The following is an 11,260-nucleotide window of genomic DNA, read 5'->3' as shown; positions in this document are numbered from 1 at the left end:
GCCTTGACCTTCGGCGGTCCCGGCGTCAAGGTTTCTGCAACCGTTTGCCTACCAGGCGCCGCCGAGTTCGTTGAGCGTGAACACCCCGCCGGCGCGGTCGTGCACCGGGTCCGACAGGTCGGGCTCGCCCTGTTCTGTGACGAGGGCGGCGGCCTGGGGCTCGGAGTCGTCGCGGGGCTCGTAGCCGAGGCGGCGGGCCTCCTGCAGCGACCACCACCGGCGGGCGTTGCCGGAGACGCCCCACACGACGTGGTAGCCGGGCGCGACCAGCGCGGCCTCGACCAGCCGGGCCAGGTCGCCGGGCGAGATCCAGGTGGCCAGCCCGCGGGTGTCGGCCGCGCGCTCGGTGCAGGTGCCGAGCCTGACCACGGTCACGTTCATGCCGAACCGGTCGTGGTACAGGCTGCCCAGGGCCTCCATGACGACCTTGCTGACGCCGTAGAAGGTGTCAGGGCGCGGGAAGGCGTAGTCGGGCAGGTCCGAGCCGTCGCGCGGCCTGGTGTGGAAGCCGGCCGCGTGGTGGCTGCCCATGAGCACCAGGTGCCGTACGCCCTCGTTCCTGGCGGCCTCCATGAGGACCTGGGTGCCGTGGACGTTGGCGTGCACGATGTCGTCCCACGGACGCTCGCGGCTCTGGCCGCCCAGGTGGAGGACGGCGTCCACGCCCTTCATGGCCTCGGCCATGGCCGCGCGGTCGGCCAGGTCGGCGCCCGCCCATTCCTCGTCCGGGCCCGGCTCGACCGGATGGAGGTCGGACAACCGCAGCGTGCGGCCTGGACGGGCGAGCCGGGGACGGAGCAGGGTGCCGACTTTTCCCGCGGCGCCGGTCATGAGAATGCGCATGCCGACCGTTGTACACAATTCGCGGCGAATGCCGTGTCCGCGAATGCCGTGTCCGCGAATGCGAACGGGAGGCGGTCTGATGTCTCACCATCAGGAGGCCGCCCGGAAGGCGCTTCCCGGCGGTTCAGCGGCCAGTTCGCGCGGGGTGCGATGTCCATGTATCTGGACGGGATCCCATATTCTGACCCACCGGAAGCCGCCGCCGAGATGGGACGAGCATGGAGCCGCAGCTGGTCAAGTCCGCCGAGCGGACCGTACGCATCCTGGAGACCCTGGCAGAGTCGGCCGCCCCCATGACGCTGTCGGAGCTCCAGCGGCGCACCGGCTTCCCGCGCAGCAGCCTCCACGCCCTCATGCGCACCCTCGTCGAGCTCAACTGGGTCGAGACCGACACGACCAGGGGGGCGTTCGGGATCGGGCCGCACGCCCTGCTGACCGGCACCGCCTACCTCGACAAGGACCCGGCCCTGCCCTTCGCCCAGGAGACCCTGGAGGACCTACGCGACGAGACCGGCCAGACCGTGCACTTCGCCCGCCGGGACGAGGCCCACGTCCTCTACCTGGCCACCCGCGAGTCACGCGAGGCCGGGCACGTGATCCCCAGGGTGGGCCGGCGGCTGCCCGCCCACGTCACCGCGCTCGGCCAGGTGCTGCTCGCCCAGCTCACCGACGACGAGGTCGTGGCCCTGCTGCCCGACCCGCTGCGGCCGCTGACCGAGCACACCATCACCGACCTGACCAAGCTGACCGGCGAGCTCGACCAGGTCCGCACCCGCGGCTGGGCCCTCGAACGCGAGCAGGGCACCCCCGGCGTGGCCTGCGTGGCCGTGGCGGTCGACTACCGCATCCCGGCCACCGACGCGATCAGCTGCTCGATGCCGGCCGCGCTGCCGCCCGCCGAGATCGAGCGCGTCACCGAAGCGGTGATCAGGCACACCCGCAAGCTGGCTGCCACTCTGCGCAGGGAGGGCATCCGCTAGACCCTCCCGTTGGAAGGACTGCCGATGTGGCTCGGTGGTGTTCTCTTCTTGCCCATGACCCTCTTAGACGGGTTTTCCGTGACCCCCTTCGACGGCTTTCCCGTGCCCCTCTTAGACGGCTTTCCCGTGACCCCCTTCGACGGCGACGGCGCCGTCTCAAGGCCGTGGGCGGCCTTTCATGCCGTCTGCGGGCGGCCGTCCACCCGGCGCGGGATCCCGAGGGGGTTGGCGTCCTTGAGCTCGTCCGGGAGCAGCGCCTCCGGCCAGTCCTGGTACGCGACCGGCGCCACCCACCGCCCGATCGCCGTCGCCCCCACCGACGTGTACGCCGACGTCGACGCAGGCCACGGCCCGCCGTGGTGCATGGCCCAGCAGACCGCCACCCCGGTCGGCCATCCGTTCCAGATCAGCCGCCCCGCCTTCCGCCCGAGCACCTCGACGATGCCCTCGGCCTCCTCCGGATCACCGCCATGGACGGTAGCCGTGAGCGACCCCTCCAACCGCTCCAGCACCCTCCTCAGCTCCGAAATTTCCCGATAAGTCACCACAACAGCCGCCGGCCCGAAGCACTCCTCCGCGATCTCCGGCAGCCGCTCCCCGAATGACTTCAGATCGGTCGTGAACACCTTGGGCGCCACCGCCCAGGCCCCCTCGCCCGGCTTCCCCTCCGCCAGCAGCGTCAGCTCGCCGAGCCGGCCGAGCCCGCCGAGGTACCCGTCCCTGATCCGCTCGGCCAGCATGGGGCCGCCGCTCGTCCCCTCCACCGCCGCGACCAGCGCCTTGCGCAACTCATCGTCCTCGGGCACGAACATGAGCCCCGGGTTCGTGCAGAACTGCCCGACCCCCAGCGTCAGCGACGCCGCGAACCCGCTCGCCACCTCCTGCGCCGGCGCCGACGGCAACACCACCACGGGGTTGACGCTGCCCAGCTCCCCGTAGAAGGGGATGGGCGTCTCCCGCTCGTCGATCAGCTTCTGGATCGCCTTGCCGCCCGCCACCGACCCGGTGAACCCGGCCGCGACCACCCGCGGGTGGCGTACCAGGTCGGCGCCCGCCTGCATCCCCTGCACCAGCCCGAGCAGGTCCGGATAAGGCAAGGCATTCCGTACGATCTTCGCCACCCGCTCGGACGTGTTCGGATGCCCCGGATGTGCCTTGACCACCACTGCACACCCCGCGGCCAGCGCCGAGGCGGTGTCCCCGCCGGCCACCGAGAACGCGAACGGGAAGTTGCTCGCCGCGAACACCGCGACGACCCCGGGCAGCGGATGGTTCATCCGCCGCACGTCCGGCCGCGGCGGCGCGAGCGCCGGGTCCGCGTGGTCGATGACGGCCTCCAGGTAACCGCCGTCTCTGACGACCTGGGCGAAAAGCCGGAACTGTCCGGCCGTACGCGCCACCTCGCCCCGCAGCCGTACCTCACCGAGCGCGGTCTCCCGGTCGGCGAGTTGCCACAGTTCGTCCACGTGCGCGGTGAGGGCGTCGGCGACGGCCTCCAGCGCCGCCGCCCGCTCGTCCGCCGGCGTCGCGCGCCACGCGGCGCCCGCAGCCGTCGCCGCGGAGACGATCAAGTCGACCCCGGCGCCGTCGGTCTCGGGCAGCCCGCCGCCCACGGTCTCACCGGTCCTGGGGTCGTATCCGTAGATCATCGAGTGGCCCTTCGGAGTCTTGACACTTTCTCGGCCCGATTCTTACAGTCGCAGCAGCCTGTCCACAAATCTGGCCATTGTTCACATATATGGACGGCGGTTCAGAAATGATCATCCGGCAGATCCACGTCACCCCCGTCGCCTTCCGGGATCCGCCCCTCCTGAACGCCGCCGGCGTGCACGAGCCATGGGCCCTGCGGACCGTCGTCGAGATCGTCACGGACGAGGGCATCACCGGACTGGGCGAGACCTACGGCGACCTCGGCCACCTCACCAAGGTCCGCGAGTGCGCACAGGTCCTGCTCGGGCTCGACGTCCACGCGACCAACGAGATGCACGCCCGCATCGCGGCCACCGTCGGCGACGTCGTGACCGACCTGCACGGACTGACCGGCGTCGCCACCAAGGAGAAGAGCGTCGACCGGGTCTTCTCCCCCTTCGAGGTGGCCTGCCTGGACATCCGCGGCAAAGCGGCCGGCGTACCCGTCGTGGACCTGCTCGGCGGCCGCGTCCGCGACGCCGTCCCCTACAGCGCGTACCTGTTCTACAAGTGGGCGGGCCACCCCGACGCTGACCCCGACCGCTTCGGCCCGGCCCTCGACGAGGCGTCCCTGGTGGCGCAGGCCACCCTCCTGATCACGGAGCACGGCTTCTCCTCGATCAAGCTGAAGGGCGGCGTCCTCCCGCCCGAGCAGGAGATCGCCGGCATCCGCGCCCTGCACGAGGCGTTCCCCGGCATCCCCCTCCGCCTGGACCCCAACGCCGCCTGGACCGTCGAGACGTCCATCCGCGTCGGCCGCGAACTCGACGGCGCACTCCAGTACCTGGAGGACCCCACGCCGGGCATCGCGGGCATGGCCGAGGTGGCCAGAGCCGTCCCGATGCCGCTCGCCACGAACATGTGCGTCGTCACCCCCGAACACCTGCCCCCCGCCATCGCCGCCGGCGCGATCGGCGTGCTCCTGCTGGACCACCACTACTGGGGCGGACTCGTACGATCCACGCACATCGCCACCCTGTGCCGCACCTTCGGCCTGGACCTGTCGATGCACTCCAACTCCCACCTCGGCATCAGCCTGGCCGCGATGACCCACCTGGCCGCCGCCACCCCGAACCTCACCTTCGCCTGCGACACCCACACCCCCTGGCAGGACGGCCAGGACGTGGTGCTCCCCGGCAGCCTGCGCTTCGTGAACGGCGCCGTACCGGTGCCCACCGGCCCCGGCCTGGGCGTCGAACTGGACCGCGACGCGCTGGCGGTCATGCACGAGCAGTACGAGACCTGCGGCATCCGCGCCCGCGACGACACGACCTACATGCGGCGCATCGAGCCCGCCTTCTCCGCGAAGCTCCCCCGCTGGTGAACGTCACCTACGTCCACCCCTGAGACGTCATCGGCAACCCGACCACCGCCCGCCCGCCTGGCCGGGCCGGGTTGGGCCGGGTTGGTTTGGCCGGGTTGGTTTGGCTTGGCTTGGGCCGGGTTGGCTTGGCTTGGGCTGTTTGTTCTGGGTTGGGTTGGGCTGGGTTGAGCGTCGACACGATCGCCTTGGCCGCCGGCTACCACTCCACCCGGGCCGCCACCCCGCACCCCGGCACACCGCGTCCTGGACGTCCCCGATCCCGCCTTCGTACCTGCCGATCCGCCCCCAGGCCTAGTCCCGCCCGGTCCCCACCGACCTCCCCCGCCGATGCCCCTGTCCCGAAACGACCCACCGTCGCAAAGCCCAGCGATGCACCCGCACTCGTCGATGTTGAAGCGCTCAAATCCACACAACGGAAAGTCCGCACGAGGTCGCTGACGCTCGCCAGTGAGCCGATGCCGCAAGCGGTGATCGACCACCCAACGACGGTCCCAGACCACCCTGCTCGCCTGCGACCTCGCCAACGGGCGAACATTCACTTACCAGCGCAAGCAAAAGGAAACTGCACCAGCCGCCCTCAGCATCAGGCCACGGCAGGCCATCCACCGCGCCTTTACGGACGCAGGATTCACCACAAATCAGGCGCTCCCTCGGCCACCTCGCACCATCGCCGTCCATAATCCAAGGTGACCCGCCTGAGCAGCAGCGCCAGCAGCCTCATCCGACGCCCCAACACACCTCACCGTGTCAGCCGCCGACGCAAGCCCAAGCTCGCCGCCCCACTACCCACCATCCGAACCGACGGCACTCACTCCATCATCGCGAGCCACTTCACGTGCGCTCCCCCGAATGGCCCTCTACGAGCCCCGACCGCATCCATCAGCCACCGCGCACTCGCTTCCGCCCCGGCGACCAACTCCGGCGGATACCCCAGCACCACCTGATGCTCGGCGAACTCGTCCTCATCGTCGAGAATGAGCCGGCCGTCCCGCTTCCTGATCACGTCGAGATCGAGATCCAACATGGTGACCTCGTCATCTCGCCACTCGGGAACCGTGGTGACATCCACGTAGACCTCAGTGCGATGCGGTGCCGCATTGAACGATGCCGCCCACCAGGCATCCCGCGGGAACAGCATGGTCGCGTGGTTGTCCCAGGTGATGGCCGGCCCATGCCCCTTGCGCGCAACCGTCCCGCCGGGCACGGCCACCCAAACCCCATATTGATCGTCTCCGAGCACCGTGCCCGGATGGTTCCAGTGCAACGCCCCGCCGTACTTCCGGAACACCACCCGTACATCACTCATAGAACAAATCTACTTTTCGTCCCCCTCCACCACGAGAACCGAGAGGTCACCCCTCTCATCCCCTCCGCTGCCGCCCTCTCCCCCATGCCCTGAGACCGTGCCCTCGCCACAGACGCAGCCCCTCCCCCGCCTGCCTGCCTACCACTGCACGACACCATGCAGCCGCCACCAGGTACGCCGCACCACAAACGCCTCAAGCCCCTCAACGCTCCCCAAGAGTCGATGGACCTTCCTCTCAACCACCCCGCGGAAGACGAGCCGACCATCAGCGGCCATTCCTAATCAGCCACCAGCCGAGACCGCTGACGGACTTGAACTTGCTGCCAAACACAGCTCGAACAGTTTCTCCTCCACACCGAGCGTGCTCAGCCTTCTAACGCGCAGACCACAACGACGAGCGCCCTGCATGCTTCAATCAATCGACCCTCAGCCCTTCTCGCGCAACACCAAAGGCCAGCCCACTACACCCACGCCGAGAACCCGCCCCAATCAAGAGAGTTGCGCCCCCGCAAAACAAAGCCCCCATGTACCGGCAGAACCCCACCGCGCCAGCAACACGCCCAGCTAGCCACCTTGCCCGCACACACTTCAAGCAACCAACGAGGAACTACCACAACCACATACCGCAAGAGCAACATCGCCACCCCCAAAAGTTCCCAAACGACATAAGCCTTGATAATTTGTGACCTGACACCCAAAGACCAGACATCTTCACGGTTCCCGCCTCCCGCCCACACCTCCAGGCCAAAGAACGCCCCCAGGAGCCCCTTACCCCCCCCTCGGATCCCGCTTAAATAGTGAGCCGTGGAAACACGCAGCGACTTGACCGACAAAGCATGGGACCGGATCGCCCCCCTACTCCCGTCCACCGCAGGCCCTGGCCGCCCGCGGCGTGGACACCGGCAAATGGTGAACGGAATCCTGTGGCGTTTTGAGACCGAATCGACCTGGCAAGAAATCCCGAAATGCTACGGCCCCTGGCAAACCTGCTACGAACGATACAAACGCTGGACCGAAGACGGAACATGGGAACGCGTCTTGGCGGAAGCGCGACCCGAAGAACACCCACCCCCAAGGGGCCACACCACCCTCCCTGACCCAGGGAACCCGGAACCCTCAAAAAACTCAAACCCCCTAGACAATCTCCTCGAACTCACGACAATCCCGCACAAAACGCCAAAGAAAGCACTTAGCCTCACTACCCCCGAGGCTGCCCCTCCTTCACCATTCCGCCAGCATCAAGATAAGAATTCACTCCCACAACTAGGCCACCGGCTAGTAATCTTCACCCTGAGCAAGCCGAAACAGCGAACAGTTTCCACACCAATCTGTTCGAAGTAGGACAGACCGATCCGATGCCGGATCCCATTGACACCCGCGCGGGCACTTAGAATCCCCCTCCATTTTGCCCGCGCGGGCACCTACGGTTCCTCCTCTCCGGCCCGCGCGAGCACCAACCCCTACACCTGTGCCCGCGCGGGCCGCCCCTTCGAGTCGGCTTGCCCTCTGGACCTACCGTCCGCGGCCGCACCCAAGAGCCACAAACACGGCGAGCGGGCACCAACTCCCCCGAAGGGCAACCGTCTTCATCACGGTCGAACTGAACCTGCAACAGGCGCCACCATGTCCATCCTCAGTACGCCCCCATGCCGCTTGCGCCAGCCCCCACCAAGCCAACGGCCAACGAGTCCAGCCGCCCCTTTCCCGAACCGGGCATGCCTTGGACACCTCAGCACCAACATCAGGCGGGTCCAGTGAGCCCGTCTCATCCTGACGCCACACCTCAGCAGGGGTCTGCCGAGGACCACCGCCAGGCAGACCCCCGGCGGCCCCGCTTTCAAAGAGCAGCTAACGCAATGAGGTGAGACGCCGCCAGCAGATGAGCAGGCACGCCAGCTTGAGGGACGCCTCATGGATATCGGCCTGGACCCCCATCGGATACGCCAGCGTCGGAAGCCGTGCAGCAGGACGAAGGTCTGCTCGACGACTCAGCGTTGTTTGCCCAGGCCGGAGCCGTGCTCGGGTGCCGCAACGGTCGATCAGCCGGCGAATCTGCAGCTCGCGGACGAGACGGCGGTACTCGTCGCGGTCGTAGCCGCGGTCAGCGAGCACCACGCCAGGACGCTGACGCGGCCGGCCTGCCGCGCTTGCCGCGTACCTTCGGGATGGCGTCCAACAGCGGACACAACCGGGTGACGTCATCGCGGTTGGCACCGATCAGCATCACCGCGAGCGAGATACCGGTGGCCTCGGCTATCAGGTGATGCTTGCTGCCAACCTGCCTTCGATCGACCGGCGACGGACCGGTCTGCGCCCCCTTTCAGCGCTCTGATCCGGAAGGAGTCCACCGCGGCGCGGGAGAAGTCGAGCGCGTCGGCCGCCCTCAGCCGATCGAGCAGGACCTCGTGCAGGACCTCGTGCAGCCGCTGCCACAGGCCGGCCTTGTTCCACTCAGCCCAGCCTCACCAGCACGTCATGCCAGCGCCGGAGCCGAGCTCTTGCGGCAGGTGCTCCCAGACGATCCCGGTGTGCAGCACGAACAGGATGCCCTGCAACGCCAGCCAGTCATCCAGCCGTTTACGTCCCGGATGCCGGAACCGCCGCTGTCGCTGCGGTGACAACGGTCAATCACCCACCACGACTCCTCCCTGACCTCCCACAGCTTCACCTTGGCCACCCGCGCTCCCTCTCGCTCGACTACAGCGAGAGATCAAGGCACAACAGAGATCATTCTGTTAAGCGCTCTAAGACCTTACCAGCCGAGAATCGATCAACATCGATTGCTACGCATCCGGCAGATGATGGCTCCCGTAGCGCCCCGAACCCACCGCTCGCAACTACGCCCAACCATCCAGACGACCCAAATCACGAAGTGCGGCCGAAGTACTCACTTTCCCTACATGCAGACGACCGACGGCAAGCGACCGCCCAATACACCCAATTCGGCTTTGCGGTCTCGACACTCGCCTTACAAATCCGCCTCTTGCGGAGACCTCCGACCCGCCACAGAAAGCACTGAGCAATGGTCGATCCAGGCCCTCTGCATCACCCCCTTGCGGTAACCAACCCGCTTTCGTACGCCGCGATAACCAACTGCGCTCTGTCACGAGCATCCAACTTCGCGAGCAAGCGGCCGATATGTGTCTTGATAGTGGCCAGGCTCAACTGCAAATGATCAGCGATCTCCCCATTGGACAGCCCACGAGCGATCAACAGCAGCACTTCTCTCTCCCGCTCCGTCACCCTGTCCAGTCCTTGCGGGCGAAGCACCACCGGGGTCTTCGTGAACTCCTCGATCAAGCGTCGCGTCACCGTTGGCGCCAGCAAAGCCTCACCGCTTGCAACCACGCGAACGGCAGCGAGCAGGTCAGCAGGCGGCGTGTCCTTGAGTAGAAACCCACTCGCACCGGCCCGAAGTGCGTCGTAGACATACGCATCCAGGTCGAACATCGTCACCACGAGAACCCGCGAGACATCCCCGATCCGCCGAGTCGCCTCGATGCCATCCATGTGCGGCATGCGAACATCCATCAGCACCACATCGGGTCGATGCTCCAAGACGACCGCCACTGCTTCAGCACCGGTTGACGCCTCGCCCACCACTGTCATGTCAGGCTCGGAGTCGACCAGCATCGTGAAGCTCCCCCTGAGCAGAGCTTGATCGTCAGCAACGACCACTCTGATCATGAGGCCTCCTGAAACGGCAGACGCGCGAAGACACGAAACCCTCGCCGAGGCAGACTCGCTGCCTCAAAGACTCCGCCGTACATCATGACCCGCTCCCGCATCCCGATCAGTCCATGGCCGGAGCCGTCCCCGGGCGACACGCGCCTTCCTGGGCCCTCGTCAACCACCTCGATCCGCACCTCGCCCGCGTCCGTTACGACAGAGACGCGACAGCGAGTCGGTGAGGCATGCTTGACCACGTTCGTGAGCGCCTCCTGCACGATGCGATACACAGACAACTCCACGCCATCGGGCAACCGTCTTTCCTGCGTCGCACCGCCTCCTCGTCGTTCCCCCACTCCATTCGCGGCGACGACTCTTCCGCACAAGCCTTCATCCAGCGCGCGGTCACCGTCCCACCGCGTGGCCTGTTCCCCGTCGTGAGGCCCGCCTACTTCGCCAGGCCCCGCGCCTCGCTGCCCACATGGCGTGCTGTCAGCCTGACCCCGCAAGCCAGGACTTCCCTGGCCAACCTCATCTCCGCCAATCCGGAGATCAAGCTCGACCTCGATCCCAGCTTGCCTCGCCTGCGCCACCAAGCCCTCCAGGCCCGCGATACCCGGAACGGGAGCAAGATCTGGCAGCTGAGTCGAACGGAGCATGCCTAGAAGATGACGCATCTCCACCAGAGCACTCCGACTGGCGGTCTCGATCACACGCAAGGCGTCGTGGGCTTCCTCCGGCCTGGTCGCCAGCACGTGATTGGCCACGCCGGCCTTGACCGCGATCAAGCCCACGCTGTGAGTCACGACGTCGTGCAATTCCCGCGCGATGCGTAACCGCTCCTGCGTCACTGCATGCTCGGCCATTCGCTCGGCCTCACGAGCGGCGTACAGCCTGCGTTCCCGGACGGCCCGCCCTATGGTCCAGGCTCCGCCGAGCGCCGCGATGCCGACCAGCGGCTGATCGATGTGCACGAGCCAAGCAGGCGTGCCCCCGCGCGGTGCGCCACCGGCGACCACCAGTCCGAACACACTGATCATGCTCACCACACCGATGGCCGAGGACGGCAGCACGGCCCCGAACCTGTCGGACGTCGCCACGATATAGATCGCATAAGCGGGTGCGATGCAGGCATATCCCACCACGTCAACTGCAACTGCGAAGAGGGCAAGCGTCAGTGTGAAGCAGAAGACGGGCACAGGCCACAGCCTTCGTACCGCCAACGGCAGGCCCAGCCCGCACGGGAGGGCGATCTTCAACCACGGCGGCATCCCAGGCGCGGTGACCGCCGCTGTGACGAACACGAACGCGAACCCCAGCCCCGCTGCCAGATCGAGCACGATCAGCTGACCGCGGCTCCAACGCCTGGCGAAGAAGGGATGGTTCTCGTTCACGCGTTGAACGGTAGCCGCTCGCCGAGCCGTGCACGTCAGCCCAGGGTCTGACCTT

8 protein-coding genes and 1 pseudogene are annotated in these 11,260 nt (G+C 67.2%); 3 read left to right on the top strand and 6 right to left on the bottom strand.

Translation table 11 applies throughout. From position 1 onward, the window contains the following. Positions 1-48: 48 nt before the first annotated feature. The gene (locus AB0J71_RS18070) at positions 49-843 is read right to left on the bottom strand and encodes an NAD(P)-dependent oxidoreductase (RefSeq protein ID WP_352320817.1); all 795 of its coding nucleotides are present in this window, start codon (positions 841-843) and stop codon (positions 49-51) included. Positions 844-1,061: 218 nt separating this feature from the next. Between AB0J71_RS18070 and AB0J71_RS18065 the strand changes: the two genes are divergently transcribed. Then, positions 1,062-1,823 carry an IclR family transcriptional regulator gene (locus AB0J71_RS18065; protein ID WP_352320815.1) on the top strand — a complete coding sequence of 254 codons (762 nt, stop codon included), beginning with the start codon at positions 1,062-1,064 and terminating at the stop codon, positions 1,821-1,823. A gap of 176 nt (positions 1,824-1,999) precedes the next feature. On the opposite strand, the gene AB0J71_RS18060 is transcribed toward AB0J71_RS18065, so the two are convergent. Beyond that, a complete protein-coding gene (locus AB0J71_RS18060) occupies positions 2,000-3,472 on the bottom strand; it encodes an aldehyde dehydrogenase (NADP(+)) (protein ID WP_364415039.1) in 1,473 nt (490 codons plus the stop codon). A 107-nt stretch (positions 3,473-3,579) separates the two neighbouring features. Here AB0J71_RS18060 and AB0J71_RS18055 point away from each other — a divergent pair, with 107 nt between their 5' ends. Next, entirely contained in the window at positions 3,580-4,836 is a 1,257-nt protein-coding gene (locus tag AB0J71_RS18055; RefSeq protein WP_364415037.1) for a glucarate dehydratase family protein, read from the top strand. A gap of 808 nt (positions 4,837-5,644) precedes the next feature. On the opposite strand, the gene AB0J71_RS18050 is transcribed toward AB0J71_RS18055, so the two are convergent. Further along, a complete protein-coding gene (locus AB0J71_RS18050) occupies positions 5,645-6,142 on the bottom strand; it encodes a DUF402 domain-containing protein (protein WP_364415035.1) in 498 nt (165 codons plus the stop codon). An 804-nt stretch (positions 6,143-6,946) separates the two neighbouring features. Between AB0J71_RS18050 and AB0J71_RS18045 the strand changes: the two genes are divergently transcribed. Then, positions 6,947-7,483, top strand: a complete 537-nt coding sequence (locus AB0J71_RS18045) for a transposase (RefSeq protein WP_364415033.1) — start codon at positions 6,947-6,949, stop codon at positions 7,481-7,483. Positions 7,484-7,990: 507 nt separating this feature from the next. Here the strand turns inward: AB0J71_RS18045 and AB0J71_RS18040 are convergent. The 3 genes and pseudogenes from AB0J71_RS18040 to AB0J71_RS18030 form a co-directional block, all read right to left on the bottom strand. Beyond that, a pseudogene (locus AB0J71_RS18040) lies at positions 7,991-8,810 on the bottom strand (IS5 family transposase). Positions 8,811-9,187: 377 nt separating this feature from the next. Further along, positions 9,188-9,829: a response regulator transcription factor gene (locus tag AB0J71_RS18035; protein ID WP_352320806.1), complete on the bottom strand. Its 642-nt coding sequence runs from the start codon at positions 9,827-9,829 to the stop codon at positions 9,188-9,190. Continuing rightward, positions 9,826-11,205 (bottom strand): sensor histidine kinase, encoded by a 1,380-nt coding sequence (locus tag AB0J71_RS18030; protein ID WP_352320804.1) that lies wholly within the window; start codon positions 11,203-11,205, stop codon positions 9,826-9,828. Before AB0J71_RS18030 ends, AB0J71_RS18035 begins: the two co-directional genes overlap by 4 nt. Positions 11,206-11,260 lie beyond the last annotated feature (55 nt).

The organism is Nonomuraea sp. NPDC049637 (assembly GCF_040675235.1).
In the GTDB taxonomy this organism is placed as follows: domain Bacteria; phylum Actinomycetota; class Actinomycetes; order Streptosporangiales; family Streptosporangiaceae; genus Nonomuraea.
The sequence above is the reverse complement of the archived record's forward strand: the minus strand, read 5'-3'. Positions and strand labels throughout refer to the sequence as shown.

Excerpts from the sequence above, each read along its gene's own strand:
- AB0J71_RS18050 (WP_364415035.1), bottom strand. The coding sequence starts at position 6,142 with ATGAGTGATGTACGGGTGGTGTTCCGGAAGTACGGCGGGGCGTTGCAC.
- AB0J71_RS18060 (WP_364415039.1), bottom strand. The coding sequence starts at position 3,472 with ATGATCTACGGATACGACCCCAGGACCGGTGAGACCGTGGGCGGCGGG.
- AB0J71_RS18035 (WP_352320806.1), bottom strand. The coding sequence starts at position 9,829 with ATGATCAGAGTGGTCGTTGCTGACGATCAAGCTCTGCTCAGGGGGAGC.
- AB0J71_RS18055 (WP_364415037.1), top strand. The coding sequence starts at position 3,580 with ATGATCATCCGGCAGATCCACGTCACCCCCGTCGCCTTCCGGGATCCG.
- AB0J71_RS18065 (WP_352320815.1), top strand. The coding sequence starts at position 1,062 with ATGGAGCCGCAGCTGGTCAAGTCCGCCGAGCGGACCGTACGCATCCTG.
- AB0J71_RS18070 (WP_352320817.1), bottom strand. The coding sequence starts at position 843 with ATGCGCATTCTCATGACCGGCGCCGCGGGAAAAGTCGGCACCCTGCTC.